Source organism: Candidatus Njordibacter sp. Uisw_058, assembly GCF_047730065.1.
Lineage (GTDB): Bacteria > Pseudomonadota > Gammaproteobacteria > Pseudomonadales > Balneatricaceae > Njordibacter.
In genome coordinates, this window is the sequence record NZ_CP159829.1 from 1,792,901 (window position 1) to 1,815,265 (window position 22,365).

Here is a 22,365-nt window from a genome sequence, read left to right on the forward strand (position 1 = left end):
GGGGCGCTTTTTTTAATATTTTTTTAAACAAAAGTGATGTTTAAAACGTCCTCAAAATGGTTTATTTTCTGTGCTTAGGTATGCCTAAACTCAAGTAATAAAGTCATTTTATGCAAGACTAATCCAACAAGGATCTATCGATATGACTAATGCTCCATGGCTTGAGCTAAAGGGGATACAACGGCATTTTGGCTCCATCAAAGCACTCCGAGGTGTTGATATCAAAATTAACCGAGGTGAAGTCTTGGGCTTGGTTGGGGAAAATGGCGCAGGTAAATCTACCTTAATGAAAATCATGAGTGGCTTTGACAATGGTTTCACCGGCGATGTGTTCGTTGATGGGAGTTTAGTCGAACTGGGCTCTCCCAATAAAGCGCAAGCACTGGGCATAGCTATCGCTCAGCAAGAGTTAAGCTTAATCCCTACCCTTTCTGTTGCAGAAAATATTTTTTTAGGCGGCAACCATGGTCCCACCATCGCTTCCTTAAGTACGCTAAGTAATTTGGCTAGGCCATTTTTAGATGAGGTTGGCCTTAATGATATCGATCCCAAAATGCGGGTGCACAGGCTTTCGGTGGGTGAAAGTCATCTTGTTGAAGTCGCTCGCTTAGTGGCTCATAAACCTCAATTACTCATTCTTGATGAACCAACCGCTGCATTAAGTGAAACAGACAGTGAACGCATACTTAATATGGTCAATCGCCTTAAAGAGAATGGTAAGTCTGTTATTTATGTATCCCATCGATTGGATGAAATATTCAAAATTGCTGACCGTGTCACCGTTTTACGAGATGGCGCTAGTCAAGCTACGAAACTCGCCTCTGAGTTGGATGTGCCTAATTTAGTAACATTAATGTTGGGCCGCGAATTAAGTGACATGTTCCCACCTAAAAATCTAGATCGGCAAGGCACATCCGCCTTTAAAATTTCTGACCTTTGGCCTGATGGTTTGTTGAGTCCCATTTCGTTTAGTGTGAACAAGGGCGAAATATTAGGCCTAGCTGGACAGTTAGGCAGTGGCGCTGGTGAAATTTTAGCTGCTATTGCAGGCTCCCACCCAGTTCGGGGGGGGTTAATTACTGACATGTCTAGTGGCCAATCTTTTTTACCTAAGTCGTCTAAAATTGCAATAAGTCATGGTATAGCCTATTGCTCACCAGACCGAAAGCACGATGGTTTATTTTTAGGCCGACCAATTTCTGAAAACTTAACCTCACCTAATCTAAAACGCATCTCACTAAAAGGCATTCTCAATACTAGTAAAAGCGATAGTCTCAGTGCAGATATTGCTGAATCCTTTACTATAGACCCCAGTCGCCTACCCCATGAAGCATCAGTTTTAAGTGGTGGTAACCAACAAAAAGTAGCATTGGGCAAGTGGCTTTCCATTAATCCTGGACTAATACTCGTAGACGAACCTACTCGTGGTGTAGATGTTGGCGCCCGTGCAGAAATCTATCAAAAGCTTGTAGAGCTTGCAGAATCAGGGGTGTCTATCATCGTGGCTTCTACTGATCTACTTGAAATATCTGAACTTCCTAGCCGTGTGCTCACCTTTTACAAAGGTGCATTAACCAGTGAACTTGAGGGTAGCAAGGTGAACACTGACAACATTCTCAAAGAAATCACCAAACCAGAATTATTCCTACAATTAGCAGGAGACGCATCATGAGTGCTGCTGCAGACAGCAAACGTTCATCCAGTTTTAGACAAAGCACGGCTTTAGCCATACTCAAACAAAACGGCCTCAATATATTTTTAGCTATTATTGCTTTGGTGTTTATTGGCTTTGCCATTACGACACACAATTATTTGACCTTATTTAATATAAAAACCATCGTGCGTGACGCCGCTTTGGTAGGCATCATGGGAATTGGACTTACCTTTGTTACTTTATCTGGCAATTTCTTTTTACTTTCCATGAAGGAAACTGCAGCCCTTTGCATTATTACTTTTGCCACTAGTATGTCGCATGACTATGGCTTCATCATTTCATTAGTAGGAGCATTAGCAGTAGCCATGGTTTCTGGTGGTTTACAAGGTTTGCTAATTGGTAGAGGAGGCAACCCAATAGTGGTGACCCTAGGTGCAGCAGGTATTTTATATGGCATTGCCAGTTGGTGGAGTGATAATTTAGTCATTTCTTTTCGAAGACCCAATGACGCCGAATGGCTGGGTACTGGCTCGGTAATGGGTATACCTAATATCACCATTACTTTTATTGTCATCGCTATCCTAGCCGAACTCGTGCTGCGCAAAACGAGCTTTGGAAGACAGGTATATTTGATTGGCGCCAATCGTGCAGCTGGCAAAGCTACGGGCCATGAAAACAGAAGCATGGCGATTAAGGTATGTATGATCGCATCAGTTTGCTGTGCCATTGTAGCTGTGGCTTTTTCTGCACAGATGTCCAGCGCCCAAGCTAACTACTTTTCCTCCGAGTTTGGTTCTAGTGGTGACTTTACTATTTTAGTTATTGCAACCGTAATGGTGGCCGGTAATTCTATTATGGGTGGCTATGGTTCTACTTTGAGAACCAGTTTAGGTGCTGTCTTTATCTCAGCTGTTGATAACATGATGGTGCTTCAGGGCTATAACAGTGGACCACGGGTTCTTTCTGTGGGACTTATGATTGTATTCAGTATTTTAGTATTTGCTTACATACGCAGAGACAACCGCTCTGAGGGTTAATAACATGACATTTTTCAACTTCAAAAAAATCACCAGCAACGACCCTGACTTGACCTTCGCAATACTCTTGTCAGCTTTGGTGTTCGCTTTTTTCTCTCTTTATGAACCTTTATTTTTTAATATAAATACTGGCTTTGCCATCATGGAACGATTCGCTGTTTTGGGCTTAGTCGGTTTGGCCTTAACCTTATGTATTATTGCTGGAGAAATTGATCTTTCTATTGGCTCTAATGCAGCCTTGTCAGCAGTGATCGTGGTGAGGTTAACAGATTCAATTGGTGCACCTAATGCCATCTTGATAGCTTTAGCTTTGGCCACAACGATTGGTTTAATCCAAGGCTTTTTTATCGCTTACCTAAAGGTGCGAGCGATCGTCTTAACTGTGGGTACCCTGATGCTTTTGCGGGGTATCACATTATTTGCAGCAGATGAAAAAACCGTTATGTTAACTGACTTCGATATTCCTGATTTTATTCAGGAAAAGATGTTTTATATTTTTTCACCTGCGTCCTTTTTAGTACTTGGACTATTTGTACTTGTGGCTTTGTTTATGCGTTATACAAAATACGGCCGAGAGGTTTATGCGATAGGCGGAGCACGCAAAGAGGCTGTGGCTTCTGGGGTTAGTTTAAAGCGCCCGATGATGATTGTATTTGCCATCTCAGGTCTATGTGCTGGTATTGGTGGTGCAATTATTGGTTTACGCTCAGGCACAGCCCAACCTCTAGGATTACAATACTTGCTTTTGGCAGCCACGGTCGCGGCCTTTATTGGTGGCGTTAGTGTTTTGGGTGGCAAAGGTGGCGTGGTTGGTGCTTTTGTAGGTACTTTGACAGTCAACTTTCTCAATACTGGCTTAGTGTTCAACGTCACTCCAGCTTACATCGCACAAATGTATTTAGGGGGGCTGTTATTGGTCGTCATTTTGTTTCAGAACATGTCTAAAGTCTATGAAGACAAGCAACAAAGGCAACTTAAACTTACTGACACTGATAGCTTCCGACAACGACTTTTAAAAAGTCTCAAAGCCTAATTAGGACTAAATCTGTCTCTGACTCGGGCATTATCAAGGAGAAAGATCAGGGAGAAAAATAGGAGTAACTAATATGATCTACTGTGATAAGTTTATGCATATACTGACTTGTTAGCTTTACCCTAAATATATTTCCAGCTTGGTGCATGAGACACCAAACTGGAAACTGAAGAGGCCTTATAGTGCATGCAATACTCTCCTTTTTAGGTGGCAAATGTGCAATAATCGCGCCCAATTACAATTTACTGTCGTGGAGTTAATAGTTGAGTAGCCGAGTTCGTATTAAAGATGTAGCACTGCACCTAGGAATTAGTACCTCTACGGTATCTAGGGCTCTCAATCCTAAAACTAGTAACATGATTAGTAGTGACGTGGTGAGTAAAGTAAAACGTGCGGCAGATAAGCTGGGTTACACCATTGATTTTGCAGCAGCGAGTTTACGCAATCAGCGTACTTATACAGTTGGCGTCATTATTCCCGACATTCTCAACCCTGTATTCCCTCCAATCATTAAAGGCATCCAGGAATACCTGGCCAAACATGACTTTGTAACCTTCACTTTGTTTACTAATAATGAGCAAGATCAAGCCATTATCGAAATGCGAAAACTAGTATCTAGACGTGTAGACGGGGTGATCATCGCGAGTGCTTTCTTGCAGGATGCGAGTGTTAACTTGTGTATCGATAACAACCTCCCCTTGGTCACAGTGAACCGTTCTATTAAAGATGGGCACTTGATACATCAAGTCATGGATGACGAAAATCACGGTATCCAACTGGCAATAGGACATTTGGTTGATCTGGGCCATACTCACATTGCTCATATTGCAGGACCACAAAATATATTGCAGGGCATCAAGCGCAAAGAAGCCTTTGTGCAACACTGCCAAGCTCGAAATATACAAGCCGATATTATTGACGCCACAGCTTTCACAGTTGCAGCTGGCAATGAGGCTGCTCAGCAGTTTTTAAGTACTCAGTGTGAGGCTACAGCCATTGTCGCAGGTAATGATTTGATTGCTGTGGGTGCCATCCAACATTTGTTAGCTAAAAATATAAATGTACCCAAACAAGTTTCCGTCGTGGGGTACAACGGCATGCCGTTCGCAGAGATGCTAAGTCCAGCTTTAACAACGATCGCTATGCCTGCGGAACAAATGGGCCAGCAAGCAGCTCGTTTACTGCTCAATGCAATAGAAGATCAAGGTGCACCAAAACAAAAAGTCTTACTGGCTCCTAAACTTGAAGTACGAGACAGTACAGCCGCACCAAGAAAACAAACTTAAAGTGATTAAATGACACGAAAGCACTGCTGTTTTGAGTAGTCATTAAAAAGCTGAAAATTACAATAAAACGAAGCCATCATAGGTCAGTTTACAACCCGTTAAAAACAAGAAAAAATTGAAGATCCGATAGAACTTCTGGGCCGACACTCGCTTGTGTAAGTAATAACCTAAGCTCACACCAATAGGTGCCAAAGGCAAAAGCACCAATGAAGTTTGCAAGTTTTGACTGCCTAACTGTCCTAACCAGAAATAAGGTATGAGCTTCACATAGTTAGTGATTCCAAAAAACACAGCGCAGGTTGCCATAAACACTGTAGGATGTAACTTTTGGGGGACCAAATAGATGTTGACAGGTGGTCCTCCTGAGTGGATCCCAAAACTTGTGAAACCACCAATAACTGACCAAAATGCACCCTTAATATAGTTTGGTTTTTGTTGGGTTGATGACTCTGACTTTAACCAAAAATTAAGTGCAAACACTAAGGCTAGACAACCAATTAGCAGACGCACATGGGCTTCATTTAGATAGCTAAAGGTTAAGCTACCTAACAGCACACCAACGAACCCGGCAGGCAACATGATGACCAAGTTAGAAACGTCCCATTGGCGCCAAAACTTGCGTATAGCAAACACGTCCATCACACACAATATAGGCAGCAAAATTCCCGCCGCTTGCATGGGACTGACCGCTAAAGCCATCAAAGGCACAGCAACGACACCGATAGCGTTACCAAACCCTCCCTTGGCCACACCAAATATAAGGATCGCAGGGACAGCAAAAAAATAAAATAGTGGATCCGTGATCATTTAATTACCCACCAGTTGATGACCTGCCAATAAACAACTCCACAAACACAAAATGGGTACCATTAGTCATCAACAGGCTCAATTGGTTAGCTTACTTTAACAACAAGCATAGTAGCTAAGTAACTTTATATTTCTAATGAGTCTTTATTAGCGATGAGTGCATCCTGTGACGCAACCACATGCAGTCGCTGCTGCGCTCTTTTTATTGACCACTGTAGTGCGTTTTAAACCATTGCGTCTTACGCCAATACCACCAGTAATGACTCGTTGTACCGGTAAACCCGTATCAGGGTCATGAGTGAGGGCTTGATCGTTCATTTTTTGAAACTGTTCAAAACGCCTTGATTCCTCGCCTGGACCTGTACCTATGGTTTGATAAATGTATGTTGGCATGTCTACTCCATAGTATGACTGTTAAATTCGTTTTGCTTTAAAGCACTCATCATGTGAGCGTATAGGGCGTTTATATATGTATGGCACGCGTATAAGCATCCAATACCGATTCGTGCATCGCTTCTGAAATACTTGGGTGAGCAAACACGGTGTCCATCAGTTCCTGCTCTGTCGTTTCCATATTTTTCGCCACTACAAACCCTTGTATCAATTCAGTCACGTCAGCACCAATAAGATGAGCCCCTAAGAGTTCGCCCGTATCAGCATCGAATATGGTTTTAATCAAGCCTTCAGTGTCTCCACTAGCCACCGCCATACCACTGGCAGACAGAGGGAAACGACCAACTTTAAGTGTGTGACCAGCCGCCAACGCCTTATTTTCAGTTAATCCTACACTAGCCACTTGTGGGCTGCCATAGGTGCAGCCTGGGATTAAGTCTTTACTAAGAGGATGCACGTGTTCAAGACCATGAATTTTTTCAACACAAATTATGCCTTCATGACTGGCTTTATGAGCTAAGCAAGGGGCTCCTGCAACATCGCCGATGGCATAAACATTGGCTTCATGGGTCGCCTGCCACTGATCCACTTTTATAAAGCTATTTTCAAGTTCAATGGCGGTATTTTCTAAGCCTAAAGATTGCGTATTACCCACCACACCCACAGCAGAAATCATACATTCAACCTTTAACTGCTGGTCGGCTTCTGCTGAATTCTGCCCACTGTTAAGATGCACCGTAAGCCCACCTTTATGGCGTTCAATTTTTAACACCTTAGTGTCAAGCTTTATAACAATACCACGCTTAGTGAATGCCTTGGCAGCAAAGTCAGATATTTCTTCGTCCTCTACAGGCAGAACGTAATTCAAGGCTTCAACCACTGTAACCTTTACGCCCAGTGAATTGTAGAAGCTGGCAAACTCCATGCCAATAGCACCAGCACCCATAACCAACAAAGATTTAGGTAGGTTCTTTGGGGTCATTGCATCTCGAGCACTCCAAATAGACTTACCATCTGGCTCTAAGCCAGGAATAGATCGTGGATTGGCACCCGTTGCGATAATAATGTGTTTTGCTTGGACCTTATCCGAGACTTTGTTCTTGCTGCTTGCTGTTGCCGCAATAGAAAGTTTACCATTACCCAACAAGGTCGCCGTGCCAGAGATGACTGAAATATTATTCTTTTTCAACAAATGACTAATGCCTTTGTTTAAGTTACTCGCCACCTGACGCGACCGTTGTACTATTTTATCTAAGTCAAAACTGTAATCACTGACAGTAATACCATACTTGTCAGCTTGCTTGATTTTATCAATGAGTTCAGCACTTTTGAGTAACGCCTTTGTGGGGATACAACCCCAATTAAGGCACACACCGCCTAAATCTTCCGCTTCGACCACCGCCACTGACATGCCCAATTGTGCCGCTCGAATAGCCGCCACATAGCCTCCTGGGCCCCCTCCAACCACCACTAAATCAAAACTTTTCATACCAAACCCAGTTCTATATTTCCATTTAAAACACGCAGCGTGCCTTACTATTTTAACTACAGCATCAAATGCGCAGGTGATTCAACAAAACGCTTCAACACACTCAAAAATTGTGCACCTACAGCACCATCAACGACCCGATGATCTGCTGATAAAGTTAAGTTCATTAGTGTTGCAATAGCCAGTTCACCATGCTTGACGACTGGCTTTTGCTTACCAGCACCGACGGCTAAAATACATGCTTGGGGCGGGTTGATAATGGCGCTAAACTGGTCAATACCATACATACCGAGGTTTGAAATAGTAAAACCACCTCCTTGATATTGGTGCGTTTGCAACTGTCCTTTACGTGCAGTTGCAGCAAGCTGTCTAATTTCAGTAGAAATGCTGGCTAAACCTTTGGTATTGGCCTGACACACAATCGGGGTAATTAGCCCAGCATCTGTAGACACCGCAATGGATATATCGATGTCATCATGATGCAACATGGCACTGTCACTCCAACTGGAATTGACCTGTGGAACTTGTTCCACCGCCTTAGCAACAGCCTTCACCAAAAAATCATTAATCGTCAGTTTATAAGTGGCTTCTTTGCTCCCTGTGATGCTGTTAACGCTTACAGGTGCGTTAGTATTAAGCTCCTTAAGCATGCCTTTAAGGCTATCAATTTCACAATCTACAGATAAGTAAAAATGTGGAATATTCTGTTTCGATTCAACCAAGCGCTGAGCAATCACTTTACGTATTTGACTGTGTTTAACTTGGCTCGATTGAGACGTGGTTGGCAATACTAATGCTGTGTTAGACACCTTGCTACTCATCGCATGTTCAACGTCTGCACGTAAAATTCGACCCCGTGGACCGCGGCCCTTTAGGGTCTGCAAATCGACTTGATTTTGATCTGCAATACGCCTTGCAAGAGGGCTGGTAAAGAGCCGCTGTGGCTGCTTGTCAGCAAGTTGTTGTGTGGGTGCTGTGACGGGTACAGACGTGACAGAGGCGCTAGGAGTGCTTTGAGGGTTAACCTCTACTGCAGGAGTGGCTGAAATTTGCGCTGCTAGCGGCGCATTAGGAAGGTCTGCAATGGTTTCATTACCAATGAGTAGGTAACCAATTAATGAATGCACAGGCACATCATCAGTGCCCGCAGGTATTAAAATTTGCCCCAATATACCCGCACTTTCAGCTTCAACTTCAATCACGGCTTTGTCAGTTTCGATGGCTACCAGAATGTCTCCCTTGGCAACTTTATCACCTACAGCTTTATCCCAGCTGCTGATATTACCCGCGTCAAAGTCTGGGGTTATGGCCGGCATCTTAATTTCGATTGGCACTGTAAATCTCCTCAATGTACATAATTACTTGCTTCCTAAAAATAGGTATAAACTGATCAACCTATTGGTCTGGGTAGGCTGGGTGCCACAATTTTTGATCGTAGTCTTGCTCATACAGCTTCCCCTTTGGAAAACTCACTAATTCGAGCTGCAAGCCCCATGGGGCTTTAAAATAGACCCATGTTTGGCCACCACTAGGCCCAGCTGTGCGCACCACAGGCTCGCCCATCACCTCAATGCCATTAAATATTAGGTAAGCTAGAGCTTGGTCAAAGTCATCAACATAGAAGGCCAAATGATGTCCGCCTATATCGCTATTTTTAGGCACTTGAGTGTTTTGATCAGGAGAACTGTATTCAAACAGTTCAAGATTGGCGCCATTTTTACAACGTAAGAAACGTAACTTTTTCATCACAGCCTCAGGGTGAACGTCTAACGTTTTAGACAGCAATTCACTGGCTTCAAATGGCCCTAATTCATAAAACGGTTCACAGCCAACAATATTGACAAAAAAGTCTACAGCTTGTTCTACATTGGGCACTGTTATCCCAATATGATCGATCCCTCTTAATCCAGGCATGCCCGCTGTGTTACCCATATTTAGCACCTCGTATATTAGCCCTGATCTGCTAAAGCTTGCTCAAAACCGTTCAGGATTTCTTCTGCACCAACAAACGCTGCACGTTCCAAAGGCTTAGAAACTACAGGCGATGCTTCACCGCCATGAATACGCCTGACTGGATGATCTAGGTGATCAAAGTAGCGCTTCTGTATTTCTTCAACCACCAGACCACCGTAAGAATTAGTCACACAACCTTGCTCCAATACGATCACGTGGTTGGTTTTTTCAATACTAGCGCCAATGGTTTCCCAATCAAGGCCAGCACGGTCTAAAGATCTAAGATCAATAATTTCAGCATCTATACCATGCTCTTCACACACGTCTAATGCCCTGCCCACCATATTTAAGTAGGTTAACACAGTGAATTTAGCACCTTCTCGAACCACTTTAGCGGATCCAAGAGCAATAAAATAATCATCATTATCAACTGCGGCAGGCATCACTTTGTTATAAAGTTCTACACTTTCAATCACCAAAACTGGATCTTCACACAGCAAAGCAGAGTTCATTAAACCAACATAATCAAACGGATTAGACGGTGCCACAATGCGCCAACCAGGCCACATAGAAAACAATCCTGCAGGGTCCATAGAGTGTTGAGAGCCATATCCTGTGCCAATAGCCACCTTGGTGCGCAATACCAAAGGCATTTTGATAGTGCCCCCGAACATATGACGCGCTTTAGCTATTTGGTTAAACAATTGATCCGCTGCGACTAAACCAAAATCGGGGTACATGAGCTCCACCACTGGACGATATTTACCAGTCACGGCAACCCCGCCAGCTAAACCCACAAAACCATGTTCTGCTATGGGTGTCGGTACACAGCGATCAGGCCAACGCTCAGGGATGCCCTTCGTCGCTCCGTTAGTGCCACCAATCAGTTTATGCACGTCCTCCCCTAACACAAACAAACGTTCATCCGTATCAAAGCGGCGCACCATATTTTTAGCAATCGAAGTAATGAATTTAGTGGGCGCAAGCTCGCCTATAAAGTTTTCTTGTTCTACATAGTTCAGATGCTCTAATTCTTCTAGGTTACTGCGTAAACTGTCATCACAAGTACTGGGGTCTGGCCACAATTCCTCTCGGATAGCGCGGGTACCATTGTGGGTTACCGTTAACTTTTCTGCAGCATCAGCAGTTAATTCGGCTGCTGCTGTGCCTATGGCATCACATTCGTCTTGATTGAGCCAACCCAAGTTGATCATTTTAGCTTCCATAAAGCGCAGTGGATCGCGTGCGATCCACTCCCGCTCTTCTTCTTTTTCCCGATAGCCAAAGGCACTGCCCTTCACACCACCACTGTGATGGTAGAAACGATACACATCGACTTCAAGTACGGCAGGTCCCTGTCCATTTCGTAACAATTCGTTCACTTGCTGCATGGCCATGCGTACGCTAATGGGATCCATGCCATCAACTTTAAAAGACGGAATACCAAAGCCAATACCACGGGCTGACATACGCGTTTCACGTGCTTGTTCGGCCACTGTGGTAGACACCGCATAACCGTTATTTTCAATATAAAAACATAGAGGCAGGTCGTAAAGAGCGGCTAGGTTAAAGGTTTCAAGCACATTACCTATGTGACACGAACCATCGCCAAAAGCGGTCAACACAACCTTGCCTTTGCCATCTCTTTGTTGCGACCACGCGGCACCGGCAGCAGTAGGTACACCACCACCCACAATAGCATTAGTGCCAATCACACCTGCTTCTTTCCAGCGCAGGTGCATTGAACCGCCACGACCACCACTATAGCCAGGCTGTAAACCCATAATTTCAGCCATAGTTCGGTACACAGTGTCTCTGACCGCTGGAGAGAACTCGCCTGTCGATGACTCAAGATTTTTTTCATGTACATGATTTAGCGCTTTAGCTAGAAATACATGGTGACCTCGGTGTGAACCGTTAACCAAGTCATCTGTGCCAAGTTCTGACATAGCACCCACAACAGCCCCATCGTGGCCAATACTTAGATGCAAAGGTCCATGGATCAAACCATTATTATTTAAACCTGATAAGGTTTCTTCGAAGGCACGGATAATATGCAAATGAGTGAGCATTTTTATACATTCAGACTTACCTATTTTTTTCCAATCGGCATTTGTTGCCGTGATTTGCAGCCATTTTACGTCTATGGGTATATTTGTTGCCTTGGCCACTGCCATTACTCCTGTCAATTAGTGATTACACGGTTCTTAATGTGTTAAGACTCAGCTTGCGATTCGATGGGGTTTATTACCAATCGATAGCGATATATTTTTTCTCAGTAAACTCATGCAAACCATCTTGTGAACCTTCACGACCAATACCGCTTTGTTTAACACCACCAAAGGGTGCTGCTGGGTCAGATATAAAGCCCCTGTTGACTCCTAAAACTCCAGCTTCAAGCCTTTCTGCTACCGCTAAAGCGTTACCTAGATTGACACCAATTACATAAGCAGCTAAACCAAAAACTGTGTCATTTGCAGCGACAATCACTTCGTCCTGAGTCGTAAAAGTAACGATTGGTGCCACAGGTCCAAATATTTCTTCGCGTAATATATCTGCATGCTTAGGTATATCAACTAACACAGTGGGTTGATAGAAAAATCCAGGGCCTGCCAATCGTGCGCCACCTGTTAGGACTTTGGCACCGAGTTCAACAGCTTGATTAACCAGTTGTTCTACCTTATCGATGGTGCTCGCGTTAACTAAGGGGCCAACATCAACACCCTCTTGTAAACCGTCCCCCAGCACTAGCTCACCCATAGCTTGGGACAAGCGGGTGGAGAATTCTTCTGCCCTCGAATGGTGCACATAAAAACGATTAGCACCAATACAAGATTCGCCCGCATTACGCATTTTGGCAACCATGGCACTGTCCACAGCAACCGTCATATCAGCGTCTTCTAAAACAATAAATGGCGCATTACCACCCAGTTCCATGGAACAGTTGACGACCCTTTCACTGGCCTTTGCCAACAACAATCGACCCACTTCTGTGGAACCAGTAAAGGAAATTTTTCTAACCCGTGAATCACTTAAGCTGACTTCAGACACCATGGAAGAGCGCTTAGACGGAATGACGTTCACTACGCCCGCCGGCACCCCAGCTTGCTCAAGTAATTGAGCTAAATACAGCGCAGTTAATGGTGTTTCTGATGCAGGTTTGAGGATTGTAGTGCAGCCAGCAGCAAGCGCAGGTGCAATTTTTCTGGTCCCCATTGCAGCAGGAAAATTCCATGGCGTAATCAACAGACATACACCCACTGGTTGGTTTTTTACCAATATATTGTTAGCCCCTGCAGGCGCGCGCATAAACGTACCTTGGTCACGACAGGCTTCTTCAGCATACCAACGAAAGAACTCAGCAGCATAACCCACTTCACCCAGTGCCTCAGCCAGGGTCTTACCCTCTTCCAAAGAAATAAGCCGAGCCATCGTACGTTTATGCTCAATCATTAGGTCGAAAGCTTTACGCAATATTTCTGCCCTGGCCCTTGGTGAGGTGTTGGCCCAATCATGGGCAGCATGATGGGCAGCATCGATGGCACTTAGCACATCCTGCTCACAGGCTGAAGATACACTCGTTAAGACCTGATTATTGGCTGGATTAATCACTGGGAACTTATTTCCATCTGAGGCTGGCACCCATTGGCCGTTAATATATAGATCTGTCGGCACACTGGTTGCTAAATCTACCGTGAATCCTGCAGCAAATTGACTTGTCATGTTAGTTCCATTATTTCAAAGAGAGGTAAAAAGCCCTGGCTTAATACGGGTTAGCCACAAATAACTCTTGAGCAGGGAACAGAGTCAGTATCTTACAGCCATCCGCAGTCACTACGACCTCTTCTTCAATACGCGCCGCCCCACTGCCATCAAGCGCAGGACAATAGGTTTCAAGAGCAAAGACCATACCCTCTTGAAGTTCGAAAGGCTTATCAAACGACACCAAACGACTAATAATTGGGCGTTCATGCAAGGCCATGCCTAGTCCGTGACCAAACTGTAAACCAAAGGCTTCCATTTCATTAGCAAAGCCAAAATCCTCAGCTTTGGGCCAAATAGCTGCGATCTTGTCAGTCGTTAAGCCGGGCTTTACCAAGGCAATTGCATCATCAATCCACTCACGTGCTTGTTTGTAAGCATCAGATTGACCTTGAGTTTTGAAGCCTACGTTCAAGGTTCGGTAGTAACAGGTACGGTAGCCCATATAGGAATGAATAATATCAAAGAACGCTTGATCTCCTGGTCTGTACATGCGGTCGGTAAAATTATGCGGGTGCGGACTGCAGCGCTCTCCAGAGACCGCATTAATAGCTTCAACATCATCTGAACCATTGTCATACAAAAACTTGTTAACTAATCCCACCATCTCATTTTCACGCACTCCAGGCTTTAACGCCTCCGACAGATGATGATAAGCACCATCGACCATTGCTGCGGCAGTGTTGAGTAAAATAATTTCATCCATACTCTTAATCATGCGAGCGTCCAGCATGACTTGCTGAGCATCAACGACTGTAAGGCCTTCAGCTTGAAGGGCAAACATCATAGGTGGCTCAACAATATCTACACCAAGCGGCATATCGAATACGCCTTCTTTACGGCACAAATCAGCAATCTGTTTTGCCGCGTTACGGAACAAACCGACGTCTTCTGGAACAGAGCCCCGAAGCCCAAGCATACCCCCCATAACTCGATCTTTCTCAAGCCAAGGGTTGTGCAAGCGATGGTGGGCTGCTGCCGATCCAAAGTCCCATAGATAGGGTTCAGAGTTACCTGTAAATAGTGTGTAGCGACAAATTTTATCCCTTGACCACTCACCAATAACGGTACTTGTTAAATAACGAATATTGTTATTATCGAAGCACAATAACGCTCCAATATTCGAATTAGCCAACGCCTGCCTTGCCCGAGCCGTCCGATAATTATGTAAACGACGAAAATCAACACGCTCTTCAAAATCCACATTCATACGCCCAGGAGCTGGAATCATCCCTTTCCAATCCCAGCGTGGGTCTATATCACCCGCCTGTATAATTTTAGGATCAGTAGATGTCAATATAGTCATAGTATTACCTTATAAAATCGAGTCTTAAAGCTTGGTCGTTGCAGCTCTAAAAGTGGCGAACCAACTCAGCGTTATTAAGTTAAGAGCACTGGCGAAAACAGGTCGCTCTAATTAATTTTTATTTATTGCAACCACATACGAAAACATAAATTGATGCAACCGATTGCATGCATATTGCAACATAATATATTTTTTTAGTCAACCTATTTAATCACTTACTAACGTAGCAAGCATGAGTTAACCACAGTGGTAAAAGAGGGTTGTAGGTAATTGACTATTTTGAGGTGAGTTAGCTATACTTATCACATGTTTTTTAAACTAGATCTTGACTTAATATTGCTTTCATGATGCAATCGTTTGCACAGAAGCTATGTATGCTTATTAGAACTAACTGAGCTTTAAATTATAAATCTAAACTTAAAGGAAATGACTTATGGATACTAACCGCCTAACAGGCAAACATGTGATGATCACGGGCGCTGCTCGAGGCATGGGTGCAGCCATAGCAGAGCACTATGCTGCACAAGGTGCGAAAATCTGCGTAGCAGACGTTAATCTTGCTGGGTGCCAAGAAGTAGTGGCCCGTATTAAAGCCAGCGGTGGACAGGCCATTGCAGCCAAAGTCGATGTCACTAAACGCGATCAGGTCAAAGCCGCCGTAGAAGCTACTGCCGAAGCCTTTGGCTCGATTAACATTATGCTAAATAATGCTGGTGTCAATACACCTCTTATGTTCTTAGATATTACAGAAGAGAACTGGCACCAAATAATGGACATTAACGCTCTGGGCACACTCATAGGCATGCAGGAAGCAGCCAAACAAATGATTAAGCAAGGCAAACAAAGTGAGCCCTACAAAATCATCAATGTAGGCTCTATTCTTTCGCGTCAAGCGTTTGACGATGTGGTGCCCTATGCCTGCAGTAAGCATGCTGTCTTAGCCATGATTAATGGAGGTGCTAAGGCATTAGCGGCGGAAAATATCACCGTAAACGGTTATGGCCCAGGTGTGGTAAGAACTGAACTATGGGAGCAGTTAGACAAAGACTTAGTTGCTATAGGAAAGTTTGAAAAGGAAGGCCAATCGATGGATCAACTGGCAGAAGATATGATCTTAATGAAACGCTATTCCTATCCTGAAGATGTGGTGGGCACCGCAAGCTTCCTTGCTAGTGGCGAATCTGATTATATGACTGGCCAATTAATTATGATTGATGGCGGCATGATTATGCAGTAAGCAATATTGGGGTGAACTATTACAGCTCACAAACTGAACTAGCTCATCCCAATTATTTGCGCGCACTTGACTCAATAAAATCGCTCTTTGCTAGAACCAATTTAAACCCAAAAAAACACTCGTTATCAAACTTTGTCCGCTTTAACGAAGCCTAGCCAATGTAGGTCCTAAACTTCACTACTGATGGCTTTTCCTCAACCGTGAGATTTTTTCAACTTATCAGCTAGATCAACAAGCAACATATGGGGTACCGTGAGCGCTGCGAGTCCGATAAAGGTGATTTGTATTAACACCGTCGTGAGCGCCCCCTCAGACATTAGAACAAAGACCAACGCACTCGCCCATGCTAAAAGAGTATAGACCACGGTTTCAATGAAACTGCGCTGGCGCTCCTCTTCTTCTTTGAGACTGCGCCATATGCGTAACATATGACTACGACTGTGCCATAAACAAAAATAGGCAGCAAAACTGATGAGGGGCGACAGCCACCACACTAGTAGTAATAATATACCCAAGTTGAGCAGTGGTTGGCGCCATACAGGGTATATAAGAGCGTAAATACAGTAGGCAGACAAACACAGGAGCCAGGGTAGAAAGAGCATACCGATGCTATTAATGAGCATAGCCGCTCCTATGTCACCCACCAATAAAGTAAACAGGGGTTGCACCGCAATGGCTTGAAAATTGGGAATCGCAATACACACCAAACCACCGTGCGTGATTAGTGGAAGCCATCGCATGAAGGATTTTTCTGCACTAGATGACTCAGTGAGAGCGATATCACTCGCACCAAAGTGCAATGCCGAAATAATAAGGAAAACAGACAAACTAAGTATGGGCCACTGCCACCAAATCCAAGCTACCAGACCAGCAAGTAATACATAGCTAAGATTAAACCCCATCCATGCTAGAGCACCCTTGGGCCAGCCAATGCGGCGCGCTACTGCCCCATCAAGACCGCCGTGCGGCACTCCAACAAGCAATACTGCACCAATAGCAGCTAGATCAAAGCTAGTCATGAGCCAATAACTGCTGCAACGCTGATTTGATAAACGGCCATTTAGGCATCGCTAATATCACTCGAACCCACTCAACTAAGCCGGCCCTACCCAACATAAAGCGCGAAAATTGCTCTGCATTAAGGGCTTTAGCAGTGGCCATAAACAAACTCACTCCATGATCAGTTTGGTCGTTGAGGGCTCGGTTAAAAACGTTATCTAAAAAAATCAAGACCTTAGAAAATGGTTTGGTCGGGGTGCGGCTGCCAGCGGCAATAGATGCAGCAAGCATAGTCATCTGTGCTTGAATGGTACTAAAGGCATATCCAGAGGATAAACGCACTGCTCCACCAGCCGCACCAATGTTATTAACATCAGGATTTTGAGGCTGTACCTTGGCCATAGGAATAACGCCATATTCTTCACTCAACTGGGACTCCACCTCAAGCCCATGCTCAGAAAGCCATCGCTTTATGGCACTACGGTACCAGTCTTTATCTTCAAGCTGGTTTGATATCATGGTCGATTCAATCAATAAGTGTCGATCTGAATAAGGCAACACATAGATAAAGTGTAGCCCACGTGACTGGTCCACCCGAAAGTCCATTAGGGTCGCTATATGAGGGTTTTCTATGGGCGATGTAAGCTTAATCTCCCAGCCTATAAAATGCTGGCACAAAGTTTGAGGTTCTGACTTAGGTGGCCGGCTATCATATATAGTCTTGGCGTTGTAGCTTTGTCCATTAGCACTAAATCGTCCACCACCACCTTCACCAAGCAGATTCTCCACCGGGGCCCTAACCATCATTTCTGGACTTTTAAGTAAAGTTTCACAATGCTGTAGGTATTTTGCGGAGCTAAGACTAGCGTAATGATATTCATGGCTGTGATGAATGATTTCACCCGCATAATCAATTAAGCGCCATTGATTCCAGCTACCACGGATGGCTGGGGCCAGCTCTTTTAATTGTGGTGCTTGCGCCCAGAGGGCCCAACTGCAATCGCGCTCAATAGGAGTTTTGGGTTCAAATATCGTTGCCGACACACCTTCTAGCTTAGTCGCAAGTGTCATTCCAGCATTGCCACCACCCACAATAGCAATGTCTAGCTGAATAGTTTCATCTGGGCTGGACACCGGCTAATCCCTGTAAATGTTGATGTAATTGGGCTTGGTGTGGAGGTACTTTTTTAGGCCATAGATCACCCATACTGCGAAGGCTAAGCCATACTTTTTCAGAACTTGTGACCATAACCCTTGCCCGCCACCATACCATTTTGCGACGTTTAAGTACCCGACCAATTTGGCGATACACCCGCAAAGCAATGGCTATGGATAATCTTGAGCGAAAAGGTAATAGACGAATGCCAAGCTGAGCACTGGCATAGTAATGTTCTGACAGATCCAGCAGCCGACTGATGGCCTGTGCCACCTGCTGCTGACAATCAACATCAGCAGCAGCGATTTGTTCTGGAGTGGCATTGGTCCAACTTGCCGGCAGGTAGCGCCGGTTCATTTTGGCATCTTCAAGCACATCACGGGAAATATTAGTAAGCTGCATAGCGATGCCTAAATCGATAGCGAAGCTATCTGCCCGCGGTTCATCGCAGTTCAGTACCCTACACATCATCAACCCAACTGTGCCTGCGACCGCATGGCAGTAGCTTAACAATTCAGCCTCATCAGCGACAGCAGTGGGCGTTTGGTCGCTAAGCATGCCATCTAACAGCTCAGTCGCTGCACTCAAAGGAATATTATAAGCACTGGCTAATTCCATAAAGGCTTCAATTTCAGGCCCAGCGGAAATTACATTGCCTCCTAGACGGTGGCGAATGTCTTTCAGTGATTCCTGCCGGTCGGGTAGGTCTCCATCGGCTAAGTCATCCACATATCGACAAAACAAATACAACTGTGCGGCCCGCTCAGCTAATTCAGCCCCAAGAAACTTACTCGCCCAGTAAAAAGATTTTCCATGACGGGCCAACACCTGTTGCGATTGGGAATGACTTGAGCTAACACGGTTAGGCTGCAAAGATGTCATCAATTAGCCACCTGACCCTGACCCTACCTCAACCCCAGTGAGCAATTCCTCAACCACTTTAGCGGAGCTAACCACACCTGGTAATCCAGCCCCTGGATGGGTGCCAGCACCCACGAAGTAGAGATTTTCAAGCGCCTTGTCACGGTTATGAAAGCGAAACCAAGCTGATTGCGTGAGCCGTGGCTCGATAGAAAAACCAGCACCATGCATGGAGCGATAATCTTTCGCGAAGTCCTCTGGAGTCATCCAAAAGACTTCCTCAATCACAGAACTCAGTTCTGGTAATATTGTTTCCTCTAAAGCACTTACAATGCGATCTCGGAGCACTTCCCCTTCAGTCTCCCAATTCACATTACCTTGTAAGTTAGGAACTGGACAGAGCACGTAGAATGACTCACATCCAGGCGGTGCAAAGCTCTTATCTGTCGCCGTAGGGCGATGCACATAGAGAGAGAAATCTTCGCTCATGTGTTTGGCATCAAAAATTTCTGCAAGCAGTTCTTTAAATCGAGGTCCCATCCAAATACTATGATGGGCAACGTCTGGATATAGCTTTTTAGTACCAAAATAAAGCACATATAGACCCATGCTATAGTGTTTTTTTATGCTGGGCAGTGGTGATTTTTTCTTTGGTAATAAATGTTGATAACAGGTTTCAGGATCTCCACCAAACACAATAATATCAGCGTCAACTTGCTCACCACTATTAAGACGGACGCCAGTAGCCCGATTATGTTCTACCATAATTTCATCTACATCAGCATTAAGCTGGATAGTGATGCCGTGGCGGTCCATCAGTGCCGCCAACTCTTCTACCAGTTTACCCGTGCCACCCATGCAGAAAAACACTCCCCAACGTCGTTCAAGATAATGAATAAGCGTGTAAATGGCGGTTGTTTTAAAGGGATTGCCGCCCACTAATAAGGGGTGTATCGAAAAAGCTTGTCGAATTAGTGGGTGTTTGAGATGGCTATTAACCATTTGCGAAACTGTTTTATAGCATTTGAGAATGAGCAAGGCCGGCACCTGTTTGACCATATCCCATAGGCGGGTGAACGGCCGATGAACCAACTGCTTAAAGCCAACATCATAGACTTTCTTAGACTTTTCGAGCAGCTTTAGATAGCCATCAGCATCGTCTGGGTTAAAGCGCCTAATCTCTGTTAGCGTATCTTCAACGCTAGCACGATAATCAAACTGACTACCATCAGCAAAATGAAATCGGTAAAAAGGGTCTAACGGCACAAAGTCCAGATGATCACTCAATTTCTCATCAAACAGTTCGAACAACTCATCAAACAAGAAGGGTGCAGTAATTACTGTAGGGCCTGCATCGTGTCGATAGCCGCCCCGTTCAAACACCTGTGCTCGGCCACCAAGACTGCCTAAGCGTTCCATTAATGTTACTTCATATCCCAAAGCCCTTAACCTTAACGCAGTTGCTATACCAGCAAAACCTGCCCCAATAACCACCACCGTTTTACCGGCTCCAAATGTTTTTGATGTCAAGCGATCTGCCCTTGGAGTGTTGTTTCTGTTTTCTGCTGCACAGCAGCAACTAAGCTCTGAGCCACAGTGTGTAATTGAGGAGGTAACGAACTCACTAGCTGCTCAGCTTCCAAAAGCCAACCATCGACCAAAACATTGGCTTCAAGAATCACCTCATTGGAGGCAATGCGGCGCTGCCAATGGGTAAGTTGATTAACATCGTCAGAGTGATACCACCGTAAAAAGTCTTCTCGACCAACGCCTTTTTTAGCAAACAAACTAATCACTAAATTAGGTTTGCGACCATCAAGGTCACTCGACCGATGGCTTGATGGGATAATGTCGTCTATGTCATTGCGGCCTTGATAGGCCATTCCACATAAGCCAATGAGTTGCTCAAGACCCAATATTTCTGGGCCCATACCCGCAGCTATGGCTGCACCTTTGATTGGAGCAACCAACAGTGGAGCAGTCTTGCTTTTAGCGATGCGCTGCCATTCGGCTATTTCAGCACATTGACGCTGGGTGATATCAGATATCTGACCACTGCAGGTTTCCTGCATTGCCTGAGCTAATAAGGCGACTAAAACACCACTATATTGGGTATTTCTAGCACCCAACTCAAAGGCTTTGGCAACCATCCAGTCACCCAAGCATAGGGCCATATCTGATCCAAAGTGTTGGTGAATACTCTCTTGGCCGCGCCTATGAATGCTGGCGTCACTGATATCGTCGTGAATAAGGGAAGCATTGTGCAATAGCTCGCATGCAGCTGCCCAGTGTAAATTATCTAAAGTGTCTAATCCTAGGGCAAAACCACTGGATAAAGCGAGTTGAGCTCTAAACGATTTTCCTGGATTTTTAAAGTGATACTCAGCAGCGGCTGCTAAGCTACTTAAAGGATGTGGCATTTCACGCTTATATAGACCGTCTAGCTCTATTAGCAAATTCTTTTGATGAGTAAAGTGTATTGGGGACATTAAGCGTACCCTTATCAAGTAAAGCTCTTTAAATGCTTAATTTTATTCCGAAAAAAGAGAAGAGCCAGCGAGACTGGCCCCTCCTATCATTCAAACAGATTTAATTATGCTTTAGAATCTGAATCTGCTACTGCAGCAGCCCAGATAATCACACCAAACGCGATCTTGTTGATAAAGTCGGCTAGGTTATACACAATATTCAGCGTTGCTGCATCAGCACCACCTGCCATGTAACCAAAGAAGTATCCGATAGGGTAGATAGACCAACCAATCGTTACACAGATAAGCATCCACTTATAGGCCTTTTGAACATTGGCATTTGAAAGCCCAGCATTGATTTGGCTAGCTTCACCTTTGAAGATCTCCCAAACGATGAATGCCCAACCTGCCATTGCTAAGACGAACGCTATATTCACATCCATCATACCTGTCTCACCAGCGAAGCCGAAGCCCAACATAGCGATAGAACCAAGTAGTAACTTCCAGAATACGCGAACAGGCACTTTTGTTACAGCGCCAAGCACCAAATAAAATTCAACCATTAATAGTGGCACAGTTAATAGCCAGTCAATATAGCGCAATTCTGTTGGAGATGTTCCCGTAGCAACCCATACGTCACGCATATAGAAATAGTGAACTGCAGCGATCAACGTAACCAAGCCTGATACCGTCAAGGATGTCTTCCACTTTCCATCTACACGATCACGCTCTATAAAGAAGAACGCTGTAGCCGCGACAAGCGCCATGGAAATTAACCAAAAAGACATGCCAACCGGATCGGCGGACGTTAAGTTATAAGTCATTTGTAACCCCTAATTTTAAATACCTTATTTTCAGTGTTAGGACGTTAATTTCCTGATCAACATACGAAACACCACTTTTACAGCTAGTCCAGTATCTAGT

The 22,365-nt window shown here is 44.6% G+C and carries 19 protein-coding genes; 5 read left to right on the forward strand and 14 right to left on the reverse strand.

What is annotated here, in order from left to right:
- The first annotated feature begins 142 nt into the window (after window positions 1–142).
- From ABXT59_RS08415 to ABXT59_RS08430, 4 genes are all read left to right on the forward strand, one after another.
- Entirely contained in the window at window positions 143–1,672 is a 1,530-nt protein-coding gene (locus ABXT59_RS08415) for a sugar ABC transporter ATP-binding protein (protein WP_443635515.1), read from the forward strand.
- On the forward strand, window positions 1,669–2,691 hold the full coding sequence (locus ABXT59_RS08420; RefSeq protein ID WP_443635517.1) for an ABC transporter permease: 1,023 nt from the start codon (window positions 1,669–1,671) through the stop codon (window positions 2,689–2,691). The genes ABXT59_RS08415 and ABXT59_RS08420 overlap by 4 nt, the downstream gene beginning before the upstream one ends.
- Before the next feature lie 4 nt (window positions 2,692–2,695).
- The gene (locus ABXT59_RS08425) at window positions 2,696–3,724 is read left to right on the forward strand and encodes an ABC transporter permease (RefSeq protein ID WP_443635519.1); all 1,029 of its coding nucleotides are present in this window, start codon (window positions 2,696–2,698) and stop codon (window positions 3,722–3,724) included.
- A 263-nt stretch (window positions 3,725–3,987) separates the two neighbouring features.
- Window positions 3,988–5,010 carry a LacI family DNA-binding transcriptional regulator gene (locus ABXT59_RS08430; RefSeq protein WP_443635521.1) on the forward strand — a complete coding sequence of 341 codons (1,023 nt, stop codon included), beginning with the start codon at window positions 3,988–3,990 and terminating at the stop codon, window positions 5,008–5,010.
- A 57-nt stretch (window positions 5,011–5,067) separates the two neighbouring features.
- On the opposite strand, the gene ABXT59_RS08435 is transcribed toward ABXT59_RS08430, so the two are convergent.
- From ABXT59_RS08435 to ABXT59_RS08470, 8 genes are all read right to left on the reverse strand, one after another.
- Entirely contained in the window at window positions 5,068–5,817 is a 750-nt protein-coding gene (locus tag ABXT59_RS08435; protein ID WP_443635523.1) for a sulfite exporter TauE/SafE family protein, read from the reverse strand.
- Between the two features lie 147 nt (window positions 5,818–5,964).
- Entirely contained in the window at window positions 5,965–6,210 is a 246-nt protein-coding gene (locus tag ABXT59_RS08440) for an FmdB family zinc ribbon protein (protein WP_443635524.1), read from the reverse strand.
- A 70-nt stretch (window positions 6,211–6,280) separates the two neighbouring features.
- Window positions 6,281–7,699: a dihydrolipoyl dehydrogenase gene (gene lpdA, locus ABXT59_RS08445; protein ID WP_443635525.1), complete on the reverse strand. Its 1,419-nt coding sequence runs from the start codon at window positions 7,697–7,699 to the stop codon at window positions 6,281–6,283.
- A 56-nt stretch (window positions 7,700–7,755) separates the two neighbouring features.
- The gene (locus ABXT59_RS08450) at window positions 7,756–9,033 is read right to left on the reverse strand and encodes a pyruvate dehydrogenase complex dihydrolipoamide acetyltransferase (RefSeq protein WP_443635527.1); all 1,278 of its coding nucleotides are present in this window, start codon (window positions 9,031–9,033) and stop codon (window positions 7,756–7,758) included.
- Window positions 9,034–9,094: 61 nt separating this feature from the next.
- Window positions 9,095–9,631 (reverse strand): VOC family protein, encoded by a 537-nt coding sequence (locus ABXT59_RS08455; protein WP_443635529.1) that lies wholly within the window; start codon window positions 9,629–9,631, stop codon window positions 9,095–9,097.
- A gap of 17 nt (window positions 9,632–9,648) precedes the next feature.
- The gene (locus tag ABXT59_RS08460; protein WP_443635530.1) at window positions 9,649–11,823 is read right to left on the reverse strand and encodes an alpha-ketoacid dehydrogenase subunit alpha/beta; all 2,175 of its coding nucleotides are present in this window, start codon (window positions 11,821–11,823) and stop codon (window positions 9,649–9,651) included.
- Window positions 11,824–11,899: 76 nt separating this feature from the next.
- Window positions 11,900–13,375, reverse strand: a complete 1,476-nt coding sequence (locus ABXT59_RS08465) for an NAD-dependent succinate-semialdehyde dehydrogenase (RefSeq protein WP_443635532.1) — start codon at window positions 13,373–13,375, stop codon at window positions 11,900–11,902.
- Between the two features lie 40 nt (window positions 13,376–13,415).
- Window positions 13,416–14,720, reverse strand: a complete 1,305-nt coding sequence (locus ABXT59_RS08470; RefSeq protein ID WP_443635534.1) for a M24 family metallopeptidase — start codon at window positions 14,718–14,720, stop codon at window positions 13,416–13,418.
- A gap of 433 nt (window positions 14,721–15,153) precedes the next feature.
- Between ABXT59_RS08470 and ABXT59_RS08475 the strand changes: the two genes are divergently transcribed.
- Window positions 15,154–15,957 carry an SDR family NAD(P)-dependent oxidoreductase gene (locus ABXT59_RS08475; protein ID WP_443635536.1) on the forward strand — a complete coding sequence of 268 codons (804 nt, stop codon included), beginning with the start codon at window positions 15,154–15,156 and terminating at the stop codon, window positions 15,955–15,957.
- A 194-nt stretch (window positions 15,958–16,151) separates the two neighbouring features.
- Here ABXT59_RS08475 and ABXT59_RS08480 read toward each other — a convergent pair whose 3' ends face one another.
- The 6 genes from ABXT59_RS08480 to ABXT59_RS08505 form a co-directional block, all read right to left on the reverse strand.
- Window positions 16,152–16,976, reverse strand: a complete 825-nt coding sequence (locus tag ABXT59_RS08480) for a Brp/Blh family beta-carotene 15,15'-dioxygenase (RefSeq protein WP_443635538.1) — start codon at window positions 16,974–16,976, stop codon at window positions 16,152–16,154.
- Window positions 16,969–18,090, reverse strand: coding sequence for a lycopene cyclase family protein (locus ABXT59_RS08485; protein WP_443635539.1), 1,122 nt, complete (start codon window positions 18,088–18,090; stop codon window positions 16,969–16,971). Before ABXT59_RS08485 ends, ABXT59_RS08480 begins: the two co-directional genes overlap by 8 nt.
- The gene (locus tag ABXT59_RS08490) at window positions 18,074–18,994 is read right to left on the reverse strand and encodes a phytoene/squalene synthase family protein (protein ID WP_443635541.1); all 921 of its coding nucleotides are present in this window, start codon (window positions 18,992–18,994) and stop codon (window positions 18,074–18,076) included. The genes ABXT59_RS08485 and ABXT59_RS08490 overlap by 17 nt, the downstream gene beginning before the upstream one ends.
- 3 nt (window positions 18,995–18,997) lie before the next feature.
- Entirely contained in the window at window positions 18,998–20,503 is a 1,506-nt protein-coding gene (gene crtI, locus ABXT59_RS08495; protein WP_443635543.1) for a phytoene desaturase family protein, read from the reverse strand.
- A complete protein-coding gene (locus tag ABXT59_RS08500; RefSeq protein WP_443635544.1) occupies window positions 20,500–21,462 on the reverse strand; it encodes a polyprenyl synthetase family protein in 963 nt (320 codons plus the stop codon). Before ABXT59_RS08500 ends, crtI begins: the two co-directional genes overlap by 4 nt.
- A 104-nt stretch (window positions 21,463–21,566) precedes the next feature.
- On the reverse strand, window positions 21,567–22,229 hold the full coding sequence (locus ABXT59_RS08505; protein WP_443635546.1) for a bacteriorhodopsin-like: 663 nt from the start codon (window positions 22,227–22,229) through the stop codon (window positions 21,567–21,569).
- Window positions 22,230–22,365 lie beyond the last annotated feature (136 nt).

Coding starts and splice junctions, on each gene's coding strand:
- ABXT59_RS08475 (WP_443635536.1), top strand. CDS start 15,154: ATGGATACTAACCGCCTAACAGGCAAACATGTGATGATCACGGGCGCT.
- ABXT59_RS08465 (WP_443635532.1), bottom strand. CDS start 13,375: ATGACAAGTCAATTTGCTGCAGGATTCACGGTAGATTTAGCAACCAGT.
- ABXT59_RS08440 (WP_443635524.1), bottom strand. CDS start 6,210: ATGCCAACATACATTTATCAAACCATAGGTACAGGTCCAGGCGAGGAA.
- ABXT59_RS08480 (WP_443635538.1), bottom strand. CDS start 16,976: ATGACTAGCTTTGATCTAGCTGCTATTGGTGCAGTATTGCTTGTTGGA.
- ABXT59_RS08415 (WP_443635515.1), top strand. CDS start 143: ATGACTAATGCTCCATGGCTTGAGCTAAAGGGGATACAACGGCATTTT.
- lpdA (WP_443635525.1), bottom strand. CDS start 7,699: ATGAAAAGTTTTGATTTAGTGGTGGTTGGAGGGGGCCCAGGAGGCTAT.
- ABXT59_RS08455 (WP_443635529.1), bottom strand. CDS start 9,631: ATGGGTAACACAGCGGGCATGCCTGGATTAAGAGGGATCGATCATATT.
- ABXT59_RS08470 (WP_443635534.1), bottom strand. CDS start 14,720: ATGACTATATTGACATCTACTGATCCTAAAATTATACAGGCGGGTGAT.
- ABXT59_RS08505 (WP_443635546.1), bottom strand. CDS start 22,229: ATGTCTTTTTGGTTAATTTCCATGGCGCTTGTCGCGGCTACAGCGTTC.
- ABXT59_RS08500 (WP_443635544.1), bottom strand. CDS start 21,462: ATGTCCCCAATACACTTTACTCATCAAAAGAATTTGCTAATAGAGCTA.
- ABXT59_RS08435 (WP_443635523.1), bottom strand. CDS start 5,817: ATGATCACGGATCCACTATTTTATTTTTTTGCTGTCCCTGCGATCCTT.
- ABXT59_RS08490 (WP_443635541.1), bottom strand. CDS start 18,994: ATGACATCTTTGCAGCCTAACCGTGTTAGCTCAAGTCATTCCCAATCG.
- ABXT59_RS08425 (WP_443635519.1), top strand. CDS start 2,696: ATGACATTTTTCAACTTCAAAAAAATCACCAGCAACGACCCTGACTTG.
- ABXT59_RS08420 (WP_443635517.1), top strand. CDS start 1,669: ATGAGTGCTGCTGCAGACAGCAAACGTTCATCCAGTTTTAGACAAAGC.